General features: G+C 62.4%; 21 protein-coding genes. 12 read left to right on the plus strand and 9 right to left on the minus strand.

The features are described from left to right. Positions 1-51 precede the first annotated feature (51 nt). From DFR34_RS17345 to DFR34_RS06800, 4 genes are all read left to right on the plus strand, one after another. The gene (locus tag DFR34_RS17345; RefSeq protein WP_211309316.1) at positions 52-303 is read left to right on the plus strand and encodes a hypothetical protein; all 252 of its coding nucleotides are present in this window, start codon (positions 52-54) and stop codon (positions 301-303) included. Between the two features lie 220 nt (positions 304-523). Next, positions 524-2,233, plus strand: coding sequence for a site-specific DNA-methyltransferase (locus DFR34_RS06790; protein WP_110390396.1), 1,710 nt, complete (start codon positions 524-526; stop codon positions 2,231-2,233). Continuing rightward, a complete protein-coding gene (locus DFR34_RS06795; protein ID WP_110390397.1) occupies positions 2,233-3,309 on the plus strand; it encodes a PDDEXK nuclease domain-containing protein in 1,077 nt (358 codons plus the stop codon). The genes DFR34_RS06790 and DFR34_RS06795 overlap by 1 nt, the downstream gene beginning before the upstream one ends. Then, positions 3,306-6,041 carry a DEAD/DEAH box helicase gene (locus DFR34_RS06800; protein WP_110390398.1) on the plus strand — a complete coding sequence of 912 codons (2,736 nt, stop codon included), beginning with the start codon at positions 3,306-3,308 and terminating at the stop codon, positions 6,039-6,041. The genes DFR34_RS06795 and DFR34_RS06800 overlap by 4 nt, the downstream gene beginning before the upstream one ends. 145 nt (positions 6,042-6,186) lie before the next feature. On the opposite strand, the gene DFR34_RS06805 is transcribed toward DFR34_RS06800, so the two are convergent. Next, positions 6,187-7,377 (minus strand): multidrug effflux MFS transporter, encoded by a 1,191-nt coding sequence (locus DFR34_RS06805; RefSeq protein ID WP_158281752.1) that lies wholly within the window; start codon positions 7,375-7,377, stop codon positions 6,187-6,189. 196 nt (positions 7,378-7,573) lie between these two features. Continuing rightward, positions 7,574-8,977, minus strand: a complete 1,404-nt coding sequence (locus DFR34_RS06810) for an aminotransferase-like domain-containing protein (RefSeq protein ID WP_158281753.1) — start codon at positions 8,975-8,977, stop codon at positions 7,574-7,576. Positions 8,978-9,109: 132 nt separating this feature from the next. On the opposite strand from DFR34_RS06810, the gene aptA reads away from it, so the two are divergent. From aptA to DFR34_RS06840, 5 genes are all read left to right on the plus strand, one after another. Further along, the gene (aptA, locus tag DFR34_RS06815; RefSeq protein ID WP_245906828.1) at positions 9,110-10,423 is read left to right on the plus strand and encodes an omega-aminotransferase AptA; all 1,314 of its coding nucleotides are present in this window, start codon (positions 9,110-9,112) and stop codon (positions 10,421-10,423) included. Positions 10,424-11,049: 626 nt separating this feature from the next. Beyond that, complete coding sequence (locus DFR34_RS06820; protein ID WP_110390402.1) at positions 11,050-12,540, plus strand: CoA-acylating methylmalonate-semialdehyde dehydrogenase; 1,491 nt, start codon at positions 11,050-11,052, stop codon at positions 12,538-12,540. A 437-nt stretch (positions 12,541-12,977) separates the two neighbouring features. After that, complete coding sequence (locus DFR34_RS06825; protein WP_110390403.1) at positions 12,978-13,295, plus strand: hypothetical protein; 318 nt, start codon at positions 12,978-12,980, stop codon at positions 13,293-13,295. A gap of 362 nt (positions 13,296-13,657) precedes the next feature. Then, complete coding sequence (locus DFR34_RS06830) at positions 13,658-14,911, plus strand: phosphatidylserine decarboxylase (protein ID WP_110390404.1); 1,254 nt, start codon at positions 13,658-13,660, stop codon at positions 14,909-14,911. A 518-nt stretch (positions 14,912-15,429) separates the two neighbouring features. Beyond that, a complete protein-coding gene (locus DFR34_RS06840) occupies positions 15,430-16,191 on the plus strand; it encodes a 3',5'-cyclic-nucleotide phosphodiesterase (RefSeq protein ID WP_110390406.1) in 762 nt (253 codons plus the stop codon). 99 nt (positions 16,192-16,290) lie between these two features. On the opposite strand, the gene DFR34_RS06845 is transcribed toward DFR34_RS06840, so the two are convergent. Further along, on the minus strand, positions 16,291-17,625 hold the full coding sequence (locus DFR34_RS06845; protein ID WP_110390407.1) for an ATP-binding protein: 1,335 nt from the start codon (positions 17,623-17,625) through the stop codon (positions 16,291-16,293). After that, positions 17,622-18,353, minus strand: a complete 732-nt coding sequence (locus DFR34_RS06850) for a response regulator (RefSeq protein ID WP_110390408.1) — start codon at positions 18,351-18,353, stop codon at positions 17,622-17,624. The genes DFR34_RS06845 and DFR34_RS06850 overlap by 4 nt, the downstream gene beginning before the upstream one ends. 189 nt (positions 18,354-18,542) lie before the next feature. Here DFR34_RS06850 and DFR34_RS06855 point away from each other — a divergent pair, with 189 nt between their 5' ends. Then, a complete protein-coding gene (locus DFR34_RS06855; RefSeq protein ID WP_110390409.1) occupies positions 18,543-19,010 on the plus strand; it encodes a Spy/CpxP family protein refolding chaperone in 468 nt (155 codons plus the stop codon). Positions 19,011-19,128: 118 nt separating this feature from the next. Here the strand turns inward: DFR34_RS06855 and wrbA are convergent, their stop codons facing one another. After that, positions 19,129-19,722, minus strand: coding sequence for an NAD(P)H:quinone oxidoreductase (wrbA, locus tag DFR34_RS06860; RefSeq protein WP_110390410.1), 594 nt, complete (start codon positions 19,720-19,722; stop codon positions 19,129-19,131). A 110-nt stretch (positions 19,723-19,832) separates the two neighbouring features. On the opposite strand from wrbA, the gene DFR34_RS06865 reads away from it, so the two are divergent. Further along, entirely contained in the window at positions 19,833-21,128 is a 1,296-nt protein-coding gene (locus DFR34_RS06865; RefSeq protein WP_211309317.1) for a YihY family inner membrane protein, read from the plus strand. A 73-nt stretch (positions 21,129-21,201) separates the two neighbouring features. On the opposite strand, the gene DFR34_RS06870 is transcribed toward DFR34_RS06865, so the two are convergent. Then, positions 21,202-22,089, minus strand: a complete 888-nt coding sequence (locus DFR34_RS06870; protein WP_110390412.1) for an ion transporter — start codon at positions 22,087-22,089, stop codon at positions 21,202-21,204. A 138-nt stretch (positions 22,090-22,227) separates the two neighbouring features. On the opposite strand from DFR34_RS06870, the gene DFR34_RS06875 reads away from it, so the two are divergent. Next, positions 22,228-23,235, plus strand: coding sequence for an Rpn family recombination-promoting nuclease/putative transposase (locus DFR34_RS06875; RefSeq protein ID WP_110390413.1), 1,008 nt, complete (start codon positions 22,228-22,230; stop codon positions 23,233-23,235). Between the two features lie 63 nt (positions 23,236-23,298). Here the strand turns inward: DFR34_RS06875 and DFR34_RS06880 are convergent, their stop codons facing one another. Genes DFR34_RS06880 through DFR34_RS06890 form a run of 3 tightly spaced genes read right to left on the minus strand, consistent with a single transcriptional unit; the run spans position 23,299 to position 26,072 of the window. Next, complete coding sequence (locus DFR34_RS06880; RefSeq protein ID WP_110390414.1) at positions 23,299-23,700, minus strand: carboxymuconolactone decarboxylase family protein; 402 nt, start codon at positions 23,698-23,700, stop codon at positions 23,299-23,301. A gap of 24 nt (positions 23,701-23,724) precedes the next feature. Further along, on the minus strand, positions 23,725-24,324 hold the full coding sequence (locus DFR34_RS06885; RefSeq protein WP_245906829.1) for a lytic transglycosylase domain-containing protein: 600 nt from the start codon (positions 24,322-24,324) through the stop codon (positions 23,725-23,727). Between the two features lie 38 nt (positions 24,325-24,362). Further along, positions 24,363-26,072, minus strand: coding sequence for a proline--tRNA ligase (locus tag DFR34_RS06890; RefSeq protein ID WP_110390452.1), 1,710 nt, complete (start codon positions 26,070-26,072; stop codon positions 24,363-24,365). Between the last annotated feature and the right edge of the window lie 463 nt (positions 26,073-26,535).

Raw genomic sequence — 26,535 nt, forward strand, 5'->3', positions numbered from 1 at the left:
TGTACTATGCGTGGCAGCTAACCCGGCGCACGGCCTCGCGAAATCGATCTGGTGGCAGATCGCTTGGTCAGCGTGGCTCAAGCAGTTCAATGGAACAAGCAAGCTCGCCGCGTTTTTGAGAACAAAGCGGACTGTCTATCTGTGAAAAGCCGTTTGATGGCGGCCTTGGCGCAGCCAAACCAGCGAGGAGATCACATAGTGCAAGCCAACATCAAAGGTCTGGTAGACCGGCTGGAGCTGTCCCAAGCCAAGGCCATGATGCCTTTGTACGAGGCCATTTCCAACGCCGTCGATGCTATATGAAGCGCATCAAGACGGCTTTAGCAATCACACGATTCACATTCAGCCGGGTGCGTTCGATGACCTTGCTCCTCAGCGTGGAGAAGGCTATTGCAAGAATCTCGCGTGCAGCAACGGCTACATCGAAATTATTTTCTATGACAAGCTTCTGAGGGATGCAGCGCGCAGAAATCGCGCACTCTTCGAGAAGCGTGGTCTGCACAAGAATTAAGGCGGCAAGACTATGAGCAAACAAAAACTAGAACTTAATTGGATCGGCAAGGAAAAGCGCCCCAAGCTGGAGCCGCGCATCCTGCTCGAAGACCCGGAGAAGTCCTACCACGCCACGCATCGTGTGACTGGGAACGACATCTTTGATAACAGATTGATTTTCGGTGACAACCTGCTGGCGCTTAAGGCGTTGGAGCAAGAATTCGCGGGGCGTGTGAAGTGCGTCTTTATCGACCCGCCGTACAACACGGGCAGTGCGTTCACCCATTACGATGATGGGCTGGAGCATTCGATCTGGCTGGGGCTGATGCGTGACCGCCTTGAGATCATCCGGAGCTTGCTGGCAGATGATGGTTCGCTATGGATCACCATCGATGACAATGAATGCCATTACCTGAAAGTGTTGTGCGACGAGGTGTTTGGGCGAGCAAATTTTGTGGCAAACGTAGTTTGGCAAAAGAAATATGCCGTTGCCAATGATCACAAAACTATTGCCCCCATGCACGATCACTTACTCGTTTATCACAAGAGTGATCGGTGGCAGCGGAATCTTATTCCGCGAACTGCGGATAAAGATCGCCAATACAAATATGAAGATGAAAAGGGCGTATTTCGTCCAGACAACTACACCTGCAGCAAATCTGCAGATGAGCGTCCCAATCTCTATTACGCAATCGTGCAGCCGAATACTGGCGAAGAAATTTGGCCAAGTAAAACACGTGTTTGGTCCTACTCGAAGGAAGAGCACCTCAGGCATGTAGCTGAAGGCTTCATTTATTGGGGAAAAGATGGGCTTGGCAAGACTCCATCCTTCAAGCGGTACAAACATTTATTGCGCAATCAGGGAGTGGTTCCTCAAACTCTGTGGACGCACGAATATGCAAGCCACACCGACGCTGCTCGGAAAGAGGTTCGCGCGGTTTTGGGCAGCTCATCATTGGCCGATGATTTCATTACCCCCAAGCCAGAAGGTCTAATTCAACGCGTACTGGAGATCGCCACCAATCCCGGCGACCTAGTTCTCGACTCCTTCGCTGGCTCAGGCACCACCGGCGCAGTTGCCCACAAAATGGGCCGTCGCTGGATCATGGTCGAATTAGGCGAGCATTGCCACACTCACATCATCCCGCGCCTGAAAAAGGTGATTGACGGAGAAGACAAGGGCGGCATCACCGAAAGCGTGAACTGGCAAGGCGGCGGTGGCTTCCGCTACTACAAGCTCGCCCCTAGCCTGATCGTCAGCGACCGTTGGGGCAATCCGGTTATCAACCCCGAATACAACGCCGCTATGCTGGCCGAAGCCCTTGCTAAGTTAGAAGGCTTCACCTACGCCCCATCAGAGGTGCATTGGTGGCGGCACGGGCACTCCAGCGAGCGGGACTTCATCTACGTCACCACGCAGAACCTGTCGGCGGAGCAACTGCAAGCGCTGTCGGACGAAGTGGGCAACGATCACAGCCTGCTGGTCTGCTGCGCGGCCTTCCACGGGGTCACCGCAGCCAAAGCATCCGAACGCTGGCCGAACCTGACACTGAAGAAGATTCCGAAGATGGTGCTGGCCCGCTGCGAGTGGGGTCATGACGACTACAGCCTGAATGTGGCGAACCTGCCGATGGCGAAACCAGAAGCAGAAGCGCCTCCAACCCCGCCCTCTCCCAAAGGGCGAGGGAGAAAAGCAGACGTCACGCCTGACCTGTTTGGGGACAGCGGGGAGGAGGCGTGATGAACAAAAATGTTGCGGTGATTCCCGCCGATTACGCCGCCTGGCTGGCCGAGATCAAGACCCGCGTGACGGCAGCCCGTCAGCGTGCGGCGCTGGCTGCGAATGCGGAATTGATTCGCCTCTACTGGCAGATTGGCCGGGACATTCTGGAGCGGCAGGCCCGACAGGGCTGGGGCAGCAAGGTCATTGAGCGGCTGGCGCGTGACCTGCGCGAAGCCTTTCCGGAGATGAAGGGGTTTTCCAGCAGCAACGTGAAATACATGCGCTATTTCGCCGAGCACTGCCCCGACCTCCGATTTGGTCAGCAGCCTGCTGACCAATTGCCCTGGTTTCACCTGGTCACCCTGCTGACCAAGGCGCAACCCGCCGACCGCGAATGGTATGCCGGCAAGGCCATCGCGGAAGGTTGGTCGCGCACGACGCTGGAGCTTCACATCCGCAACCGCTTGCTGCAACGCCAAGGACAGGCCATCACCAACTTTGATGCCCGTCTGCCCGCACCGCATTCGGCACTGGCGCACGAGACCTTGAAAGACCCCTATCTGTTCGACTTTCTCGGTCTGGGCGATGACGCCCACGAGCGCGAGATCGAGAACGCCTTGGTGCGGCACATCACCAAGTTCCTGCTGGAGTTGGGTAGCGGCTTTGCCTTTGTGGGGCGTCAATTTCGGCTGGAGGTCGAGGGCGATGAGTTTTTCATCGACTTGCTTTTTTACCATACGCGCCTGAAGTGCTATGTGGTGGTAGAGCTGAAAGCCACGGCCTTCAAGCCAGAACATGCCGGGCAATTGAACTTTTACCTGACTGCGGTGGACAGGCAGGTAAAAGCACCCGACGACAAGCCCACCATCGGCCTGCTGCTGTGCAAGACGAAGAAGCGCACGGTTGCGGAATATGCACTGTCAGGCATAGACAAGCCGATTGGCGTGGCCGAATACGAACTCGTGCGTGCGCTACCTGAAATGCTGATCGCCAGTTTGCCGACGGTGGAGGAGTTGGAAAGCGAGCTGGAGGCGATTGATGACGGTGAGTCCGACTTACCCGTTGGCCAAGAAGAAAAAGGGGAACAAGCATGAGCGCCCGCGTGCAAAACCATATCACCGGGCGTTTATCCTTGCGCCCGCCACAAGCCGAATCGCTGGCCCGGCTGAAACAGGCCCTGGATGCTGCGCCGGACATGCTGGCTCACGATGGGCGTGATGTTGCGTCCATTCTTGCCACGCTGAAGGCAGAGTTCCCGACGCTGGAGGACTTTGAACGCGACTTCCCCTCGCTGTGCTTCTCGCTGGCGACCGGCGTGGGCAAGACGCGGCTGATGGGTGCGTTCATCGCCTACCTGCATCTGGCGCACGGCATCAACAACTTCTTTGTGCTGGCGCCCAACCTGACGATCTACAACAAACTGATTGCCGACTTCACGCGCAACACGCCCAAGTACGTGTTCAAGGGAATCGCCGAGTTCGCTCAGCAGTCCCCGCTGATCATCACCGGCGACAACTACGACCAGACCGGTGCGGTGGTTCAGGATCAGCCTATGGGCTTTGCCCACGATGTGCGCATCAACATCTTCAATATTTCCAAGATCAATTCCGAGGTTCGCGGAGGCAAGGAGCCTCGCATCAAGCGCATGCGAGAGGTGCTGGGAGACAGCTACTTCAACCACTTGGCCAGCCTGGACGACCTGGTGCTGTTGATGGACGAGTCGCACCGCTACCGGGCCAGTGCCGGCGTGCGGTCCATCAACGAACTGAAGCCCCTATTTGGACTTGAGGTGACGGCCACCCCGTTCGTGGAATCCACGCGCGGCCCTGTGCCCTTCAAGAACGTGATGATGGATTACCCACTGGCGCGGGCGATGGAAGACGGCTTCGTCAAAGAGCCTGCGGCCGTGACTCAGCGCAATTTCGATGCCAAGGCGCACTCGGCGGAAGAGCTCGAAAAGATCAAGCTGGAAGATGGCATTCGCCTGCACGAAACCACCAAGGTGGAGTTGCTGACTTATGCCCGAGAGAACGGCGTGAAGGTGGTCAAGCCCTTCATGCTCGTGATCGCGCGGGACACCACGCATGCCTCGCAACTGAAAACGCTGATTGAGTCGGCAGCCTTTTACAAAGGGCGTTATGCGGACAAGGTTATCCAAGTGGATTCCAGCCGGACAGGGGCAGAAGAAGAGGCGATGATCGCCAAACTTTTGGCCGTGGAAAGCGTGGATGAACCCACCGAAATTGTCATCCACGTCAATATGCTCAAAGAAGGCTGGGACGTGACGAACCTCTACACCATCGTGCCCCTGCGGGCCGCCAATGCGCGCACGCTGATCGAGCAGTCCATCGGTCGCGGTTTGCGTCTGCCTTACGGCAAGCGCACGGGCGTGGCAGCGGTGGATCGGCTGAACATCGTGGCCCACGACAAGTTCCAGGAGATCATTGATGAGGCGAACCGAGGTGACTCGCCGATCCGGCTGAAGCAGGTGATCCTAGAGGCGCCAAGCGCTGACGACAAGAAGGTGAGCGTGCAGGTCAGCTCAGGCGCCATGGCCCGGCTTGGACTTGCGGAAGCCCCCTCCGTTGCCACCAGCCCTGCTAGCGCGGGGGCGGCACCCGCCGCCGCGCCGGCTCCCTTGTTCACGACAGATCGCGAACGCCAAGCCGCTCGTGTGGTGATGGATGTAATCGGCAAGTACGAGGTAAAGCGTGAACTCGTGCCGACGAGCAGTGCGCTGCTCACCCCGGAGGTGCAATCGGCCATTCTGGCTGAATTGACCGAGCGGCTGAAGCCTGCCCAGGGGGAGTTGCTGGCTGAGGTGGACGATGCCGCACCGACGCTTGATTTGTCGGCCGTCGTGTCCAAGACCACGGAAATCGTGGTGCAGCAAACCATCGACATTCCGCGAATCGCGGTGGTGCCCACCGGGGAGGTCACCACTGGCTTCCACCCGTTCAAGCTGGGCTCACTGCCCAACTTCCAGCCGGGGCAACGGGAGATCGTCGGCCAAGAGCTGCGCACGAACCATCAGTTCACCATGAGCCGCGAGGGGGGCATCAGGGAGCAGCGCTTCGAGGACTACATCGTCAAGAAGCTGATCGACTATGACGACATCGACTACTTCACCCAGGCCGAGTTGCTCTACGACTTGGCCGGTCAGGCGGTAGCTCACTACCAGGCGCAGAACTACTCGGAAAATGAGCTGCATGAAGTGTTCGACACCTATGGCGCCGAGCTGGCCCGCCTGATCCGGGCCGAAATGATGGCCCACTTCTGGGAAGAAGCCTCCGACTACGAGGTGCAGGTTAGCCGAGGCTTCACAGAGCTCAAGCCGTGCAACTACACGGCAGTCGCCGGGCAGACGGCACACAACTACCGTGAAACGGTGACCGAACTGGGCAAGATCAAGCAAATGCTGTTTGACGGCTTCTCGCGCTGCCTGTACCCACTGCAAAAGTTTGATTCGGATACCGAGCGACGCTTTGCGGTTATTCTGGAACGTGATGCGCTGAAGTGGTTCAAGCCTGCCAAGGGGCAGTTTCAGATTTACTACAAGCTGGGCAGCGAACAGCCGGAATACATCCCCGACTTCGTGGCCGAACTTGATTCTATGATCTTCATGGTGGAAACCAAAGCTCGGGTTGATATCGACACGCCGGAAGTACAGGCCAAAGCGGTAGCTGCTGCGCGCTGGTGCAAGCATGCGTCAGATCATGCTGCCTCAGTAGGCGGCAAGCCTTGGCGCTACCTGCTTGTGCCGCACGATGACATTGTGGAGTCGAAACGCCTAACTGACTTCTTGCGGTTTGAGGTGAAAGCTTGAGAGGTCGCAGCGCCGCAATCAGCCTCAGGTAAGGAGATAGCACGCGCCCACTGTGTTCGCGACAGGCATCTTAAAGCCACCAAAATCATCGCCGAATGAAAATCGACGTGATGCTTGGTGGCGGCTTGAGCATATCGCCCCCGCATCACCGCGCGCGCCAAAACCCGACAAAACCCGCCGCCGACCCAGCCAGGCACGCCAGCATCACCCAGCCCATCGGCCGGCCGCTGCCGTCGTGCAGCGCGCTCACCGCCGCGCTGGCCAGCATGCCCAAGCCAAACTGGCTGGCGCCAAACAAAGCCGCCGCCGCGCCGCTGGCCTGGGCAAAGCGCTGCATCAACAGCCCCACGCAATTGGCGCCCAATAAGCCCGTCACGCTCACCGCCACCGCCAGCGCGCCCACCACCCAGCCCATCGCTGGCGTGGCGCCCAGCAGCGCCACATTCATCACCAGCGCCGCCAACAAACCGGCCAGGCTGCCCGCCCCGGCCAGCGTGGCCGCGCCCAGCCGGTGCGCCAGGCGGCTGTTGATGAAATTGGCGCTAAAAATCCCCAGCGCATTGGCGGCGAACACCAGCGCATAGGCGCTGGGCGACCAGCCTTGCTGGCCAATAAAAAAATCCGGGCTGGCGGTGATATAGGCAAACATCGCGGCAAACGACAAACCGCCGGCCAGCAACAAACCCACGGCCGCCGGCTGGCGCAACATCTGGCCGTAGGCGGCAAACGCCTGGCCCAGCGTCAAGCCGCCGCGCCGCTCGGGCGGTAAGGTTTCCGCCAGCACCCAAGCCACCACGGCGGTGCTGAGCACCCCCCAGATAAACAACACGGCAAACGGGCTGCGCCAACCGCCCCAGGCCAGCACCGCGCTGCCCAGCATCGGCGCCAGCAGCGGGGCCACTGACGTCACCATCGCCATGCGCGACAACTGACGAATCGCCTCTTTGGGGGCAAACACATCGCGCGCCACCGCCCGCGCCAACACCGAAGCCGCGCCGCCGCCCATGGCCTGGGCAAAGCGGGCGGCAATCAACAACTCAACGCTGTTGGCCAGCCAGCATGCCAGGCTGGCGACAGTGAACAAGGCCATGCCGGCCAGCAACACCGGCCGACGGCCATAGCGGTCGAACAAAGGGCCGTACAACAACATCCCCAAAGAAAATCCGGCCAGAAACACCGTCACCGAACTTTGCACGGCTTCGATGCTGGCGCCCAGGCCGTGGGCGATAGCGGGCAGCGCGGGCAGATACAGGTCAATCGCCAGCGGGCCAAAGGCCACCAGCGCGCCAAGCAAGGCAATCAGTTGCGCGGGTGGCAAGGGCGAGCGGGAAGACATGAGGGTTCCTGACAAAGAGAGCGGGGCGTTCAGGGTAAAGGCTGCTTGATGCGTCGTCATCTTGCTGGCGGCAATGTGCACAGGGTGCACCAGGGCTGCCTGGCGGATCGACTCGCCAGCGGGTGCAAGTCTATTACATGACCCAAGATCGCCAACTGGCCGCGCCATCAGGCGTGCTGTGTGGTGACACCGATTTTTACCCTCGCCGATACCCCAGCAAAAACCGCCGCAGCGCCTCGCCATGGCTGAACGCCACATTAAAGCGCAGCCAGGGGGTGTCGGTGCGGTCGGGGCGGAACAGGCAGCCTGGCGCCAGCAGGATGTCGGCGGCGCGCGCCCATTCGGCCAGGCGCAGCGGGTCGGGGCCGCTGTCGCCGGGGCTGGCCCAGACAAACAGGCCGCCGGCCGGGGCGGTGAATAGCGGCCAGCCCAGTTCGGTGAACATGGCCAGCGTGGCATCCTGGGCGTGGGCCAGCCGGGTTTTTAATCTTTCTAGGTTTTTGCGGTAGCGGCCATCGGTGAGCATGGCCAGCGCCAGGCGTTCGGCCAGGCTGGATGAGGTCAGCCCGGCAATCATCTTGGCGTGGGTCAGCGCGTCGATCATGCCAGGCGCGGCGGCGACAAAGCCCACGCGCAGGCCGGGCGACAGGGTCTTGGAGAAACTGCCGATGTAGATCACCCGCGCCAGCCCGGCCATGGCCGCCAGGGTTTGCCCGCGCACGGCTTGCAGTTCGGCCGAGACATTGTCTTCCACCACATAGCAGCCGTATTGCTCGGCCAGTTGCAGCACACGGTAGGCGGTGGCCGGGCTGTAGCTGGCGCCGGTGGGGTTTTGCAGCCAGGGGTTGGTGAAAAACGCCTTGGGCTGATGCGTTTGCAACAGCTGCTCCAGCGCGGCGGTGTCCGGGCCGTGCGGTGTCCACGGCGCGCCAATCACGGTAAAGCCGCGCAGGGTCAGGCAGGACAGCAGATTGCAATAGCCTGGGTCGTCCACCAGCACCACCTCGCCGGGGCGAGCCACGCAGCAGGCCACCAGGTCCAGCGCCTGGCTGGCGCCCTGGGTGAGCAGGATATGCTCGGCTGGCGCGGCCATGCCGGCCTCTCCCAGCCAATCTTCCAGATAGCGGCGCAGCGGCGCATAGCCTTGCGGGTGGCCGTATTCGGCCAGCTCGCTGTCGTAGCGGGCGGCTTGCTTGAGCGCGCGCTGGCGGCTGTCGCGGTCAAACCAGTCGGGCGGAAACCAGCCGCAGCCGGCTTGCAGGGCGCCGGCGTCGGTCTGGTAGACATTGCGCGACAGCCAATGCGCGTCCACCGCCAGCTCGGTGACCTTGGGCGTGTGCTCGCGCGCCGGGCGGTCGCGCCGCTCGGTGACAAAAAACCCGGCGCCGCGCCGCGCCTGCAAATAGCCCAGCGCCGCCAGCCGGTCGTAGGCCTCCACCACGGTGGACGGGCTGACTTGCAGCTCGCGCGCCAGTTGGCGGATGGACGGCGCGCGCGCGCCGGGGCGCAGCTGGCGCTGTTCGATGCGCTCGCGCAGCTGCTCGATGATTTGCGGGGCCAGCGGCTGCTGGCGCTGCAAAGCGGCAAACGGAACTGTCATGCTGAAATCACCCATACAGTATCGATGCAATAGTGGCCAACTGTACTGCCAACTGTATGGTTTTGTCGCCATGATGTGCGCTGAGCTTGCCCAATCCGATTTCTATCCCCCCGCCGACCTGGAGACTTTGCCATGACCGCAATGGACGCCCTGTGGATGCCGTTTACCGCCAACCGCCAGTTCAAGGCCAACCCGCGCATGCTGGTCAGCGCCGATGGCATGCACTACACCGACGCCGACGGCCGCCAGGTGCTGGATGGCTGCGCCGGCCTGTGGTGTGTGAACGCCGGCCATAACCGCCGCCCGATTGTCGAGGCCATCCAGCGTCAGGCCGCCATCCTGGACTATGCGCCGCCATTCCAGATGGGCCACCCGGTGGAATTCGAAGCCGCCGAGGCGCTGGCGGCGATGGCGCCCAAGGGTTTGTCCAAGGTGTTTTTTTGCAACTCCGGCTCGGAAGCCGCCGACACCGCGCTGAAAATCGCCCTGGCCTACCACCGCGCGCGCGGCGACGCCGCCCGCATCAAGCTGATTGGTCGTGAGCGCGGCTACCACGGGGTGAACTTTGGCGGCGTGGCGGTGGGCGGCATGGCCGGCAACCGCAAGCATTTCCCCGCCTCGCTGCCCTGCGTGGACCACCTGCGCCACCCGCTGGACATCGCCCGCAACGCCTTCAGCCGCGGCGAGCCGGAATTTGGCGTCGAGCTGGCCGACGAGCTGGAGCAGCGCATTGTCACCCTGCACGACCCGTCCACCATCGCCGCGGTGATTGTCGAGCCGATGCAAGGCTCCACCGGGGTGATTTTGCCGCCCAAGGGCTATCTGAAGCGCCTGCGCGAAATCTGCGACCGCCACGGCATTTTGCTGATTTTTGATGAAGTGATCACCGGCTTTGGCCGCCTGGGTGCCGACTGGGCCGCCAACCGCTTTGACGTGCTGCCCGACATCCTGACCTGCGCCAAGGGCCTGACCAATGGCTGCGTGCCGATGGGTGCGGTGCTGGTCAAACCAGCCATCCACGACGCCTTCATGGCCGCCGCCCCAGCGCACGCCATCGAGTTTCCGCACGGCTACACCTACTCCGGCCACCCGCTGGCCGCAGCGGCGGCGCTGGCCACGCTCAAACTGTATGAAGACGAACAGCTGTTTGCCCGCGCGGCCAGCCAGCAGGATGTGTTCATGGACACCGCCCTGTCGCTGCAAAGCGCGTCCGGGGTGAAGGATGTGCGCACGCTGGGCCTGGTGGCCGGCATTGAATTGACGCCATGGGCGGATAAACCGGCCGGCGCACGCGGCTATGCAGTGTTCCAGGCCTGCTGGGAGCGCGGGGTGATGGTGCGCTTTACCGGCGACACCATTGCCGTGTCGCCGCCGCTGATTATCGAGCCGGCGCAGATTGCCCAGTTGTTTGCGGTGGTGGCGGAGGCGGTGGAGGCGAATCGCTAAGCGCCACTCACAAAACCCCCTGGCGTCGTTGTGTGACCTTGCCGTACGACTTGCACTGTCTGCACACGCCTAGCCAGGATCGCTTCGCTGGATTTTGTGAGCGGCTCTGGGTATTGCTGGGGCTGGATTTTGGGCAGGGCTTCGCCCCGCACCCGACCCCTTTTCTTTGTTTCGCCAAAGAAAAGGGGGAAAAGAAAGGCGACCCGGGTGGCGCGGTCAGCCCTGCGGGCTGACGGCCCTGTGCTTCTCGAAAGTCAGGGCCGTCCCGGAATGGCGCGTCGGCTGCGCCGCCGCTTAGCCGGGCCGGAAACCTCCCTGACTTTCTGCGATGCTCGGCGCGCCACACGGGGGAAACGGCGGGCTAAGCGCGACGGGCAAAGCGCTGAAAATCTTAAATTGCCATAGATATTTATTACTTTTCGGTATTTTCCTCGCTGCCGCGTTGTCCTCGCGCAGGCGGGGACCCAGGCCAGGCGCCACGGCGCGCTGACAGCGAAATCTCGCTGAGCGCCGTGTGTTGAGCAATCCACCCATCCCCGGCATATCGCCAGGGGTGGGCGGTAAAAATTTTTCCCGTGGCCTGTGGGCGGCGGGGTGTGATGGTTTGCGATGGAGTGTTCCCCAGCATGAAACAGATTCCGCATTATTGGGCGGGTGAGCGCACTTTGGGTGAGAGCGCGCGACGGGCGCGGGTGTTTGATCCGGCCTTGGGCGAGGCGGTGGCTGAGGCGCCGTTGGCCAGTGTGGCTGATGTGCAGGCCGCCGTGGCGGCGGCGCAGGCGGCGTGGCCGGCTTGGGCCGCGACGCCGCCGTTGAAGCGGGCGCGGGTGATGTTCCGTTTTAAAGAAATTCTGGAAGCTCGCCAGTTGCAGTTGGCCGAGTGCATCAGCCGTGAGCACGGCAAGGTGATCAACGACGCGCTGGGCGAGGTCACCCGTGGCCTGGAGGTGGTGGAGTTTGCCTGCGGCATTCCGCATTTGCTCAAGGGCGATTACACCGAAGAAGTCGGCTCGGGCATTGACAGCTACGCCACCCGCCAGCCGCTGGGAGTGGTGGCCGGCATCACGCCGTTCAATTTTCCGGCCATGGTGCCGCTGTGGATGATTCCGGTGGCGCTGGCCTGCGGCAATTGCTTTGTGCTCAAGCCTTCCGAGCGCGACCCGTCGGCCAGTTTGCTGCTGGCCGACTGGCTGGCCGAAGCCGGGTTGCCGGCCGGGGTGTTCAATGTGCTGCACGGCGACAAAACCGCCGTGGATGCGCTGCTGGCCCACCCGGATGTGCAGGCGGTGAGCTTTGTCGGCTCGACGCCGATTGCCCGCTATATCTACGAAACCGGCGCGCACTACGGCAAGCGCGTGCAGGCGTTGGGCGGGGCGAAGAACCATATGGTGGTGATGCCGGATGCGGACCTGGAGCTGACCGTGGACGCGCTGATGGGCGCGGCGTATGGCTCGGCCGGCGAGCGCTGCATGGCCATTTCCGTGGCCTTGGCGGTGGGCGAGGTGGGCGATGCGCTGGTGGCGCAGCTGGCCGAGCGGGTGCGCGCGCTGAAGGTCAACGCCGGCACGGCGCCGGATGCCGAGATGGGCCCGCTGATCACCGCCGAGCACCGCGCCAAGGTGACGGGTTATATCGACAGCGGCGTGGCCGAAGGCGCGCAGTTGGTGGTGGATGGCCGCGCGCTGAGTGTGCCGGGCTGCGAGCAGGGGTTCTTTTTGGGCGGCACGCTGTTTGACCACGTGACCCCGGAGATGACCATTTACCGCGAAGAAATCTTTGGCCCGGTGCTGGCCGTGGTGCGGGTGGCCAGCTTCGAGCAGGCGCTGCAATTGATCAACGATCACCCGTATGGCAACGGCACCAGCTTGTTCACCCGCGACGGCGCCACTGCGCGCGCCTTTGCCCACCGCGTGCAGGCCGGCATGGTTGGGGTGAATGTGCCGATTCCGGTGCCGATGGCGTTTCACAGTTTTGGCGGCTGGAAGTCCTCTTTGTTTGGCGACCAGCACGTCCATGGCATGGAGGGGGTGCGCTTTTACACCCGACTGAAAACCGTCACCACCCGTTGGCCGCAGCGCGCCAGCGGCGCGGAATTCGTCATGCCCACCATGAAATAGGCCAGCTGGCCGCCGGCGGCGACCGGGAAGTCCGCCGCCGGGTTGCGTTTCCCTTGAGAGTTGGGCCCGCCTTTGATGGCGGGCTTTTTTTATTTTCTTGGCAAAACCAGGTATGTCAATGGTGCATTTTCCTGGGCTTGTTGCCGTGCAGCATCACGCCCATTCTGCATGAGCGGGTTTTTCCCGGCTTGTCAGCGATACCTCTTGCGTGCCACTTGCCATGGCATGGCGATATCGCGTTTAATCGGTAATGCAATACGCTGTTGCAACGCAATGGGTAAAAAGACCCGTCTGGTAGACAGCATGACCTGCTTGGCCGGCCGGCATTGAGATCTTCTATGTAATCAGATTCTTGTAGAAGATTTTGCCTGTCTGCCCGAGGCTGTTTGCAGGCGTGCCCTGCCCTGCCCTTCATTTAAAAGGATCGTGTGTAAATCATGGCAACCAAAATCACCATTCAACATCCTGCCACTGGCCTGACCAAGACCGGTGCTTACGGCTTCAGCTGGACGTATTTCTTCTTTGGCTGGTTTGTTCCGCTGTTTCGCGGCGAATTGGGCGTCGCGGCCCTGCATCTGCTGTTTTCCTTGTTCACTTTTGGCATCTGGCAGTTGATCATGTCGTTCTTGTACAACAAGCAATACATGACTCGCATGCTGGAAAAAGGCTATGTCCTGAAGGACAGCAGCGACAATATGGCCAAGGCCCGTCTGGCGCTGGGTATTGCCGAACAGGCAGACCGCTTGCCCGGCTGATTGACCCTTGTGCAGGCTCCTTGGCGGGTCTGCACGCGTAACCGTGCTGTGCAACAGCAAGGAAGCGCCAGCCAGACACGTTGGCGCTTTCGGTGACATCGCTTATTCACTTGGGGAGATAATGTTGTTTAATTATCTTTATGGTAGGGTTTTCTTACAGCAGAAATCCTGAAAAGCATAGGAAATAAATTGCAAACACAGCAGAAATAAGCCGGTCATCCATCTGGTTTCAGGGTGTTATCTGATGTAATTGAGGGGATAAGGTCTGGCCGATAGCCTGATTCACGCAAGATTCTTAACCCGCCCATGGCAATTCATGCCAATGGACTTGTTGCATCTACCCTGAACAACAGGAGTGATTCATGGCTACTGCATCTGATGTTGTCATCCAGCAACTTGCCGATCAACTCAAGCAAGACGTGTTGCTGGCCATTCTGTTGCCTTTGTCGCTGAATGTGGCCAAGGCCCGTGCCGAAGTCCAGCTGGATCCGGCGCTATATGCCGCACTGAGCTGGCCGACCAACAACGACAGCTATCTGGCGTATCTGACGGCGTTTGCTCAGTTGGTGCCGCAGGAAAACACCGACCCCAGCGTCACCGCCTGGAACAGTCCGGAAACCGGCTACAGCCAGGAAGTGTATGACCGGCTATGCCAGTTTTACTGGCTGATCGACCAGGGCCCCAGCCATGATGGCCAGCAATACACCCTGCAAAGCTATGTGTCTCCCAATAATGGATTTTCCTTTGGTCAGTGGTTGGTCGCCTTTGCCGATGCCTGGGGCAGTTTCCTGGACACCCCGGCTTCGCTTACCCCGGAAAGCCTGCAATCGTTCAAGGCCGATCCGCCTTACCATGTGTCGGATTCCTCGTATTACGAAAGCAGCTGGACCACGTTTAACCAGTTTTTCTATCGCGAGCTGAATTTTGGCGTGCGCCCGGTGGCCAACCCGGAGCTGAACACCACATTCAGCGCCCCGGCCGATTGCACTTTCAAAGAAGTTTTCCCGATCGACAGCGCCGGTAATGTGATCGACAGCGACGGCAACGCCACGCGCGTGCGCCTGAAGCTCACTCACACCATCGGCACGGTGGATGAACTGCTGGATGGCGACGCCAGCGCGTCCAGCTTTTACGGCGGGACCTTTGTGCATTACTTCCTCAGCCCGTTTGATTACCACCGCTTTCACACCCCGGTGTCTGGCGCGGTGCTGACCAGCAAGGCGGTGCAAGGGCTGGTGTATCTGGACGTGCAGCTGAGCGGCGATCAGTTTGACGCGCCGGATTCGGCGGAGGATGGTTATGAATTCAAGCAGGCGCGCGGTGTGCTGGTCATCGACACCAACGCCGCCGCCGATCCGGCGCAGCGCATCGGCAAGGTGGCGGTGATTCCGGTGGGCATGTGCCAGGTGTCGTCGGTGCATATGTACGACACCCTGGTGGGCCAGACGGTGGCCAAGGGCGCCGAGTTTGGTTACTTTGGTTTTGGCGGGTCGGACATCATCATGCTGTTTGAGCCCAACGCCAATCTGGAGCTGCTGGGTTACGATGTGCACAAGAATGCGATTCACTTCCTGTATGGTCAGGTGGCCGGCTACTGGAACCGGCAGCCCGGCTAAGAACGGCGAACAACCCTCTCCTGGCGTGGTGGCGCGGCCTTTTTCTTGCGCGCCTAACCGATTGCCGCACTGAATTTTGTGAGCTTCGCCAAGTACCGTTAACGATCTGGCCGGGTGGCCCAGCCGCCTGGCCGGTCTTGCCAGCGAAAAAGCGCGAAACATATTCTCGTCTGGATTGGAACAACCCGATGGATAAGTCAACTGGCCTGATGGCGTGGTAAAAAACGCAACGGCCGGTGGGCTTTCCATTCCCGTCGATCCTGCTCCTCTTTTCCCGTTTCCAGACGCCCAGCAAATGCCCCGGCGATGACGAAACTGCTTGCGACCACACGTTGTACAGCAGCGCGACGCCTTACATTGCGTTCATGTTTCTTGAGCAAGGGAGGCCGTGTGACACAACGGGCGTCAAACCGGAGGCTGTCAGCCTTGCCGAGGCCAGCATCCCCCCGCACAATATCGACCAGACGCCGCACCGTGTGTGGTGCGTGATGGTATAGACTCCCGAAAGAATCCCCTGCATGAAACTCACCGTCCTGGGCTGCGATGGCGGCATCGGCGGCGCCCGGCATACCACCTGCCTGAAGCTGGGCGCGCACGCGCTGATTGACGCCGGCACCGGCCTGAGCTCGCTGTCGCTGGCAGAAATGGCGGCGATTGACCATGTGTTTCTTAGTCACGCCCATCTGGATCATGTGGCCTTGCTGCCGCTGCTGGTGGATTCGGTGGGGGCGGCACGCACGCGCCCACTGGAGGTGCATGGGTTGCCCGCCACGCTGGACAGCCTGCGCCAGCACATCTTCAACTGGCAGATCTGGCCGGATTTCAGCCAACTGCCCAGCGCAGAAGCGCCATGGTTGCAGTGGCGGCCGCTGGCCGTGGGCGAGCGCTTTGCCATGGATGACGGCTATTTGACCGCACTCCCGGCACATCACACCGTGCCCGCTGTGGCCTATCGGCTGGAAGGCCCCACCGGCAGTCTGGTGTTCAGCGGCGACACCAGCAGCGACGAGGCGTTCTGGCAGGCCGTGCTGGCCAGCCCGGATTTGCGCCACCTGCTGATTGAATGCGCGTTTCCTGATGAAGAGTCCCGGCTGGCTGGCCAGGCCCGCCATTACAGCCCCAGCCGGCTGGCGGCCGATCTGGCGCAACTGCCAGCACAGGTGCAAGTGTGGATCAGCCACCTCAAACCCACCGACGCCGAGCGCACGCTGGCGCAAATTGCCGCGCTGGCGCCGTGCGAAGTGCAGGCGCTGGCGGCTGGGGTGGTGCTGACAGTGTAACGCCGCTTATAAAACTTCTTGGCGTTGTGGTTATCTGTACCGTCGGCGGCTGCCTACCTTGCCAGGGACAGTGCGCTCGCTGAATTTTGTGGGCGACGCTCAGCGTCGGGGCAGCGTCAGCGTGGCGCACAGGCCGCCGTCGGCGGCGTTTTCCAGCGTCAATTGCCCACCCAACTGGTGGGCGAGATGGCGGGCGATGGTCAGCCCCAGGCCGCTGCCGCCCGAGCTGCGGTTGCGTGAGCTTTCCAGTCGATAGAAGGGCTCGAATACCTGTTCCAGTTGCTCCGGCGCAATGCCGGGGCCGTGGTCGCGCACGCGCAGGCTGAGGCTGTCGGCACGGTCGACAATATCCAGCTCGACGTCGCCCTGGCCATAGCGATAGGCGTTATCCAGCAGATTATCGACAATGCGGCGCAGCGCTGCGGGCGCGGTGGCCAGCGGCCGTTCCGCCGCGCCGTGGCGCAGCGGGTGCTGGCCCAGCTCGGCGCGGTCGGCCTGCCAGGCATCCAGCAGGCTGTTCACATCGCACAATTCCAGGCTGACGCCGGACAATTCATCGCGCAGATAAGCCAGGGTTTCTTGCACCAGCGCCTGCATTTCGTCCAGGTCGCGGACAAATTTTTCGCGCATGGCATCGTCGTCGAGCATTTCTGCGCGCAGCTTCAGCCGGGTGATCGGGGTTTTCAGGTCGTGGCTCATCGCCGCCAACAGCTTGATGCGCGTATCCAGGTGTTCCAGCAGATGTGACTGCATGCCATTGAATGCCTGGGCAACCCGCTCGACTTCCTGTGGGCCGCGCAAGTCCAGCGGCGGCCGGCGCAAGTCGCGGCCCAGCGCGTCAGCGGCATCGGCCAGCTTGGCCAGCGGGCGGGTCATGCTGCGCGCGGCCACCAGCGCCACCAGCAGCACGGCAGCCAGGGTGGCGACCAACTGTCCTACAAAAGGAGGCGGTGGTGGCATGTGGCCACCTGGCGTCAGACGCACTTTGGCCACCATCCAACTGCCATCGGCCAGATGCAGCCAGGCTTGCAGGCGTCGGCCGCCGTGCTCGTCATCGTCGTGGTGGGAACGGCCAAAGCTCAGCCGCACCTCCCGGCGCAGGTCGGCGTCACGCAGGGCCTGTTCCAGCCAAATGCCCGGCGGCGGCAAAACGCGTAATGGCTCGGGTGGGGCATCTTCGTGCGCCAGGCGAATGCCCAGGCCAGGCAAGGACACCAGCGGCGCCAGCCGTTCGCGCTCGGCCGGGCTGAGGGTGTCAAACCAGTTGGCCAGCTCCACCAGCCGGTGGGCGTTGAATTCGGCGCGGTTGCGCAGGTATTGCTCGCCTCGGTCGCGGTGCATCAGCCAGGTGCTGACCGCCAGCGCCACTGCCACCGCCGCCACCAATAGCCAGGCCAGCCGGGCAAACAGCGAGCGTGGGCGCAACAGCCTCATGCCGTGTCTCCGGCCAGGCTGACCGGCGCAGTAAATACATAACCTTCGCCGCGCACGGTTTTGATCAGCCGCGCTTCGCGGGCGTCGTCGCCCAGGCGTTGGCGCAGGCGGCTGACTTGCACGTCGATGCTGCGGTCAAAAGGCTCGGTGTCGCGGCCGTGCAGCAAATCCATCAACTGGTCGCGGTTGAGCACGCGATGCGGGCGTTCGACAAAGATTTTCAGCAGGCGAAATTCGGCGCCAGACAATTCCACCGCCACGCCGGCCGGGTCGGTCAGCGTGCGGGTGTCAAAGTTGAGCTCCCAGCCGTCAAAGCGGGCGTAGCTGTGTGACGGCGCGGACAGATTATCCGGCAGCGCGCGGGCGCGGCGCAGCACCGCCTTGATGCGCGCCAGGAGTTCGCGCGGGTTGAATGGCTTGGGCAGGTAGTCGTCGGCGCCCATTTCCAGCCCGACAATGCGATCCAGGTCGTCGCCGCGTGCGGTGAGCATCAAAATCGGCAGATTGGAGCGCGCGCGCAGTTCGCGGCACAGGGTCAGGCCGTCTTCGCCGGGCAGCATCACGTCCAGAATCACCAGATCAAACGCATGCGCGGCCAGCGCTTCGCGCATGGCGCGGCCGTCGGCCACCGCCGTGGCGCGAAAGCCGTTGCGGGTGAGGTAGTCGGTGAGCAGTTCGCGGATATCGCGGTCGTCATCGACGACCAGCAAGTGATCGAGTGTGTCCATGGCTGAATTATCCTGCCTTGCGGGCGGCGGCGGGCAAGTTTCGGGTAACGGCAGTTAACCGCGTCGGCTTTGGCAACAGTACGTTACATTTTGGCCGCTGGCGGACATGCCCAGGTTACATCGACGCGGTTAAATGCTTGCATCACGACAGCGGTCGTGCCCTGTCATCATTGTTGAGGAGGAAGCATCATGTTGCACATCTCGTTGCGTCGCGGTTTGCTGGCTTTGGGCGTGGCCGTGGGTCTGGCGTCGGCAGGCGCTTGGGCCATGCCGTTTGGCGGTGGCGATTGCGGCCCGCGCGGCCATCATATGATGGGCCGGATGATGGACCCGGCCAAGGTGGACGCCCGGCTGGACAAGCTCAAGACTGATCTCAAGCTGACTTCCGCCCAGCAAGGCGCCTGGCAGCGTTACGCCGGTTTTGTGCGCGAGCAGGCCAAGCAGCATCGCGAGCAGTTCGACAAAATGCGCGAGCAAACCCCGCCGGCCCATGCGCCGGAGCGACTGGAGCGCATGAGCGAGCATATGCAGTTGCGCATGAAGTCGCTGGAGGCAATGAAAGAAGAAACCCGCCGTTTTTATGATGGCCTGAGCGAATCGCAAAAAGCGACTTTCGACCAAGCCATGCCGCAGCCTCGTCAGGGCAAGCGCGGCTGATCGTCTCTTGGCGGGCGGCATGCGCCGCCTGCCTGGGGTTCAAGCTTCACGGGTGTGAAGTTTCAAGGGTGTATTGACCGCCGGGAGGGTTCTTCCGGCGGTTTTTTTGCGTCAGGGCTCAGCCGCGCAGCTTCAGCGCCACTTCCGCCAGGCGCTTGCCCTGGGCGATGGCCAGTTTGCGTTCGTCGTCGGAAATCGGCCGGTCGTTATTGGGCCCGGCCACATGGCTGACGCCGTAGGGCGTGCCGCCGGTCTGGGTGGCGGACAGCGCCGGTTCAGAATACGGCAGGCCCACCAGCAGCATGCCGTGGTGCAGGAGCGGCAGCATCATCGACAGCAGAGTGCTTTCCTGGCCGCCGTGCTGGCTGGACGAGCTGGTGAACACACAGGCCGGCTTGCCGGCCAGCGCACCGTTCAGCCACAAACCGGTGCCGCCATCCAGAAAATACTTCATTGCCGCCGCCATATTGCCAAAGCGGGTGGGGCTGCCCAGCGCCAGGCCGGTGCATTCCACCAGATCCGCCGGTTCGACATAGGGCGCGCCGGTGTCCGGGATGACCGGGGCGGTGGCTTCGCACACGGTGGAGACTTTGGGCACGGTGCGCAGCCGCGCCTGGCAGCCGGGCACGGATTCCACCCCTCGGGCGATCAATTGCGCCAGTTGCTTCACCGCGCCATGCTGGCTGTAGTACAGCACCAGAATTTCCTGCATTGTGTTCTCCGTCAGCACTGTTGGGCGTCGCGCCCTTCTTCAGGGCGCTTGAGCGCGCAGGGGCGCGACGCGAATGCCGCTATTGTAACCGCAGCGCGCGCGGCGCTTGTGTGCGCCGCTGTCGGCCCGGACAATGCGGGTTTGCCCACGCCCAGCCCTTTGCCATGCTGTTTGCCGCCCGAGTGTCCCGTTTGTTGCCGCCCGCCCTGGCCCGCCTGCTGGGCTTTGCCGGTTTTGTGGTGCGCCGCGCGCTGCGCGAAGAGCGCTGCGTGCAGGTGGCCGCCAGCCTGGCGTTCACCAGCTTGCTGTCGCTGGTGCCGCTGGTGACGCTGGCGCTGATTGTGCTGTCGGCGTTTCCGGTGTTTGCCGATTACAGCGCGCGCATCAAGCTGTTTTTGCTGAGCAATCTGGTGCCGGATTTTGCCGGCAAGATTATTTCGGTGTATATGCGCCAGTTTGCCGACAACGCCGGCCGGCTGACCGCCGTGGGCCTGGCGCTGTTGGCCGCTACCGCGCTGTCGCTGATGTTGACCATCGAGCGCACCTTTAACGCCATCTGGCGGGTGCATGCGCCGCGTCCGTTTGTGCGGCAGATGTTGATTTACTGGGCGATGCTCACCGTCGGCCCCTTGCTGCTGGGCGGCGGCTTGTCGGCGCTGGGTCGCCTGATGCAGGCCAGCGCGCTGGAGCGCCAGGCGCCGGCCTTGGCCGACGCGCTGCAATGGCTGGCCTCGCTGGGGCTGACCACGCTGGTGCTGATGGCGCTGTACGCGCTTACCCCCAACCGCCATGTGCCGCGCAAGCACGCCTTGATTGGCGCCACGGTGGCGGCGTTGTTGCTGACGCTGACGCAAAGCGGCTTTGGTGTGTATGTGGGCCTGGCGCGCGGCAATCCGCTGGTGTTTGGCGCGGTGTCGGCGTTTCCGATTTTATTGTTGTGGCTGCAATTGATCTGGCTGGTGGTGTTGTCCGGCGCGGTGCTGACTGCTGCCCTGCCCTACTGGGCGGACGAGGCCTGGCGTGACGCCAGCGGCGTCAGCCGGCGCTGGCTGCATGTGCTGGACACCCTGCTGTGCCTGAGCGCGGCGCAGGAACGCGGCCGGGCCTTGACCTTGGGCCGGCTGCGCGACGATGTGCACACCGGCTACGACGAGCTGGGCCAGATTCTCGACACCCTGGCGCGCGCGGGCTTGGTCAGCCGCACCCGCGACGATGGCTGGCTGCTGACCGGCCGGCCCGAGCACATCACCCTGCGCCAGCTGCATCAGCTGTTTGTCTTGCCGCCGCTGCCCGAGCGGCTGCGCTCGCCCACTGCGCAGGCGCTGCGCGCCACCTTGGCGCCGGGCGAAGCGGCGCTGGACATTAGTCTGGCTGAGTTTGCCCGCCGCTGTGCGGTGGCTGGTTAAGCGCCGCTCACACAACCCCCTGGCGTTGTTGTGTGACCTTGCCGTACGACTTGTACTGTCTGCGGTCACACGCCTAGCCAGGACCGCTTCGCTGGGTTTTGTGAGCGACGCTAAGCGCGGGCGCCGCTGATAACAAGGCCGCGCCACAGGCCCGGCAAAACCGTGCATCGTCCTGATGGCCTTCCAGCAGGCAGTGTGGGCAGGTCACTGGCCGGGTGGGCGCGCGCGGGCGCTCGCCGCGAATCAGTTCGGAGCTGACAATCCCGGTGGGCACCGCAATGATGGCGTAGCCGGAAATCATCGCCAGTGAGGCGACCAACTGGCCCAGCGGGGTTTTCGGGGCAATGTCGCCGTAGCCTACCGTGGTGATGGTGACAATCGCCCAGTACATCGACTTGGGAATGCTGGTAAAGCCATTGGCCGGGCCTTCCACCACGTACAGCGTGCTGCCCATCATCACCACCAGTACGCACACCGCCGTCAGAAATACGGTGATTTTCTGCCGGCTCTGGCGCAGAGCGGTGAGGATGATCTGTGTCTCGGCGATATAGCGTCCCAGTTTGAAAATCCGAAAAATCCGCAACAAGCGCAAGGCGCGGATGGTGAGCAGATAAGCCAGCTCGGGAAACAGTAGCATCAATAGTGTGGGGAGTATCGACAGCAAATCAATCACCCCAAACAGGCTGCGCGCATACGCCCACGGCCGTGGTGCACTGAGCAGCCGCGCCAGGTATTCCGCGCTGAACAGCACAGTGACCACCCATTCCGCCACCCATAACTCCTGGTGAAAGCGGGTATGGATATCCTGCACGCTATCCAGCATCACCAGCGCCACGCTCACCAGAATGCAAACAATCAATCCCACATCAAACGCCTTGCCGGCCGGGGTGTCGGCTTCAAAAATGATCTGATACAGACGATTGCGCCAGGCGGCGCGGGCGGGCGGCAAGGGGATCGACATGGGGCGCTCGTTCAGTACGGGAAGAGGCATTGTGGCATGGCGGCGGTATATGTGGCGGTTTGCGTCGATGGCATGGCGGCTGACAGAAAAATCATTTATAACAATAAATAATTTTATGCTCTCCCCGGGGTGACTTCCATGGCGCAATACGATACGGGTTATCGCCTGCTGTTTTCTCACCCGGAAATGGTGCGCGATCTGCTCTTGGGTTATGTGCCTGCCGAGTGGGTGGCCGAGGCGGATTTCTCTACCCTGGAGCATGTGAATGGCAGTTACGTCGCTGACAGCGAACGGCAGCGCCATGACGATATGGTCTGGCGGGTCAAGGTAGGGCCACACTGGTTGTGGGTGTATCTGCTGCTGGAATTCCAAAGTGAGCCAGACCGCTGGATGTCGGTGCGCATGTTGGTGTATCTGGGGCTGTTGTCCCAGCATCTGATCCGGGAAAACGAACTTATCGACGGTTGTTTGCCTCCCATTCTGCCGATTGTTTTGTATAACGGCATGTCGGTTTGGCGTGCACCGCTGGAGGTGGCTGAATGTTTTGTCGCGCCACCGCCTGGTCTGGCGCGCTTTGTGCCGCGTTTGCCCTATCACTTGGTGGATGAAGCGCGGTTAAAACTGCATCCGTTGTCCAGCGTGCGCAACTTTGCTGAAGCGTTGTTTCGGCTGGAACACGGCCGCAATGTGGCCGATTTGCGCCGGGTGCTGCAAGCGCTGGACCCCATGCTGAAAGACCCGGCCTTGCAATCATTGCGCCGAGCTTTTGGCGTGTGGGTACGCAGCCTCTTGCGCCGCAAAGCCCCCCACTCTACCATCGAAGAAATCAATCAGATCAACGACATCATGGAGGCTGATAGCATGCTGGCCGAACGCATTGAAAGCTGGTTTGACGAAGCTACCCGCAAGGGCATGCAACACGGCATGCAGCAGGGCATGCAGCAGGGCATGCTGCAAGGACAGCGTCAGGGTGAGGCCGCCGCGTTGACGCGGGTGCTGCGTCGGCGTTTTGGCGAGTTGTCCGCTACGGATCAGGCGCGCATTGCTCAGGCGGAATTGGCCGAGCTGGAGTGCTGGCTGGATCGGGCGCTGGATGCCACTACGCTGGCGGCGGTGTTTGCGGCAGACGATCAGCCCGCGGCCTGATGGCCCGCGCAACTTGCCAGACGCTTCCGACGCGGCGCGTGCGGCTTGCCGTACTGCATGCCCTCAGCTGGCGCTGTCGTCCGGCAGGCTGAGCCCCAGCTCGTTCAGCACTTCGCGCGCGGCGCGAAACGCCTCGACCGCCGCCGGCGCGCCGGCGTACACCGCGCTGTGCAACAGCACTTCGCGCAGCTCCACCAGGCTGGCGCCATTGTTGAGGGCGCCGCGCACATGGCCTTTCAGCTCGGTGCTGCGCCCCAAGGCGGCCAGCATGCCGACGGTGACCAGGCTGCGGGTTTTCAGCTCGATGCCTTCGCGTTGCCAGGTGGAGCCCCACGCGTGTTCGGTCAGAAATTCCTGCAAGGGGCGGGAAAAACCGTCCAGGTCGGCAAAGGCCTTATCGACAAACGCCTGGCCCATCACTTGCGTGCGGGTGGCCAGGCCACGCTGAAAATCGTCTTGGCTCATGTGTGTGCTCCAGAGAGTCCGCCCTCAAGGGTCGGCGCGGCGCGCGCGGCGGGGCGGCGGTGAATAATCCCAATGGCGTCGCCAGGCGCCCAGCACCATGTCCGGGTATTCCGCCTTGCCCAGGCTGCCGTTATAGCGGCCCAGCGCGCGAAACAGGTCGCCGCGTTCGCGGTCCAGATAATGGCGCAGAATGGTGCAGCCGTAGCGCAGATTGGTGGTCAGATCAAACAGGCTGTGTTCGCGCGAGCCGATCTGGCGCACCCAGAACGGCATGACCTGCATCAGCCCGCGCGCGCCGGCCGGCGAAATGGCGTATTTGTTAAAGCCGCTTTCCACCTGAATCAGCCCCAGCACCAGCTGTGGGTCCAGGCCGGCGCGGGTGGCTTCGTAGTGGATGGCGGTGAGCAGGCGGCGACGGACAAATTCATCCGGGATGCGCTTGGCCAGTCGCGCCGACATCTCATCCAGCCAGGCTTCGCCGTCTTCTGCATGCTCGAACACCAGGCGCGGCGGGTTGGGGTCGGTCAGCGAGCGGCGCATGGCCGAGGCCACATGGTGCGCCAGGTCTTCCTCGCGCTGGGCGCCGGCCCAGGCCGGGCTGGCGCCCAGGCTCAGGGCCAGCATCAGCAGCCACCCGACGCAGGCCAAAACGCGCATCGGCCTTAAGCGCTCAGTCGCGCTTGCACCCAGGCGGCGATGTCGGTCAGCGGCACGCTGGTGGCGGCGCTGTCGCGGCGGGCCTGGTATTCCACCACGCCTTCTTTCAGGCCACGGTCGCCAATCACCACGCGGTGCGGAATGCCGATCAGCTCGCAATCAGCCAGCAGCACGCCCGGACGCTCGTCGCGGTCGTCCAGCAGCACGTCCACGCCAGCGGCCTTCAGCTCGGCGTACAGCGCATCGGCGGCGGCCTGCACCGCTTCGCTGCGGCGGTAGCCCATCGGCACGATGCTGACGGTGAACGGGGCCATGGCGTCGGTAAAGATAATGCCGCGCTCGTCAAAGTTCTGCTCGATGGCGGCGCCGACAATGCGCGACACGCCAATGCCGTAGCAGCCCATTTCCATCACTTGCTGCTTGCCGTCGCGGTCCAGATAGGTGGCGCCCATTGCTTCGGAATACTTGGTGCGCAGCTGGAACACATGGCCCACTTCAATGCCGCGACACAGCGCCAGCACGCCCTGGCCGTCCGGGCTGGCATCGCCTTCCACCACATTGCGCAGGTCGGCCACTTCTGGTTCGGCGCAGTCACGGCCCCAGTTCACGCCGGTCAGGTGCACATCGTCTTCATTGCCGCCGGCCACCATATCGGCCATGGCGGCCACGGTGCGGTCGGCCACCACGCGGCCGGTAAAGCCCACCGGGCCCAGCGAACCCGGTTTGGCGCCAAAAGCCGCTTCGATGGCCGACGGCGCGGCAAACGTCAGCGGCGACTTGATGCCGGCCAGCTTCTCGGCCTTGACTTCGTTCAGCGTGTGGTCGCCGCGCACCAAGAGCAACACCGGTTCGCCCTCGACGCCTTCCACCACCACCGCCTTGATGGTCTGGCGAATGTCCACCTTGAGGAACTCGACCAGGTCGGCAATGGTTTTCACGCCAGGCGTGCTCACCCGCGCCAGCTCGGCGCCAGCGGCCGGGCGCGGCGTGGCCGGGGCCACGGCTTCGGCCAGTTCGATATTGGCGGCGTAGGGCGAGGTCGGGCAGTAGGCAATCACGTCTTCGCCGCTGTCGGCCAGCACCTGGAATTCATGGCTGCCGGTGCCGCCAATCGAGCCGGTGTCTGCCGCCACCGGGCGGAAGCTCAGGCCCAGGCGGGTGAATACCTGGCAGTAGGCGTCGTACATGCCCTGATAGGTGGCTTTCAGGCTGTCAAAATCAGTGTGGAAGGAATACGCATCCTTCATGATGAATTCGCGCGCGCGCATCACGCCAAAGCGCGGGCGCACTTCGTCGCGGAATTTGGTCTGCACCTGATAGAAGTTCAGCGGCAGTTGCTTGTAGCTGCGCACTTCTTTGCGCACGATGTCGGTGATGACTTCTTCGTGGGTGGGGCCGACACAGAATTCGCGTTCGTGGCGGTCTTTCAGGCGCAACAGCTCCTTGCCGTAAAACTCCCAGCGGCCGGATTCCTGCCACAGCTCGGCCGGCTGCACCGCCGGCATCAGCAGCTCGATGGCGCCGGCGCGGTCCATTTCTTCACGCACGATGCGCTCGACTTTTTTCAGCACCCGGTAGCCCAGCGGCATCCAGCTGTACAGGCCGCTGGCCAGACGCTTGATCAGGCCGGCGCGCAGCATCAGTTTGTGGCTGGGCAGTTCGGCCTCGGAAGGCGCTTCCTTGAGGGTGGACAGAAAAAATTGCGAGGCGCGCATGGCAGGTTCCTGAAGGTTGGGGGCAAAACAGCGCGCGGCCGGCGGCGGGCGTGGGCGCTGGCGAACAGCATTCATCCAGGCTTGCCGTCGGTGATGGCCGGGCAAGCGTTTTCGGGGGAATATTGTAACGAGGGCGGGCTTTGTTGCACAAATCGGCAACACAGGCGTGCTGCCGCTGCGGGGACTGCTTAGTCGCTGATGTCGGCAGCGTGGAGGGCTAAGAGCCGCTCACAAAACCCCCTGGCGTTGTGGTGTGACCTTGCCGTACGAACTTGTACTGTCTGCGGTCACACGCCTAGCCAGGGCCGCTTCGCCGGGTTTTGTGAGCGACGCTAAAAAAGGAGTGAGTGGCCATCAAACGCGCGTTTGATGCCTGCGCCCGCCCTGGCGTGCTACCATGCTGATGTCTTTAACGGTTTGCGTCCACATCCGCCACGCGCCCAGGCCACAGCGGGCAGCAGAG

This window comes from Rivihabitans pingtungensis (assembly GCF_003201855.1).
GTDB lineage: Bacteria > Pseudomonadota > Gammaproteobacteria > Burkholderiales > Aquaspirillaceae > Rivihabitans > Rivihabitans pingtungensis.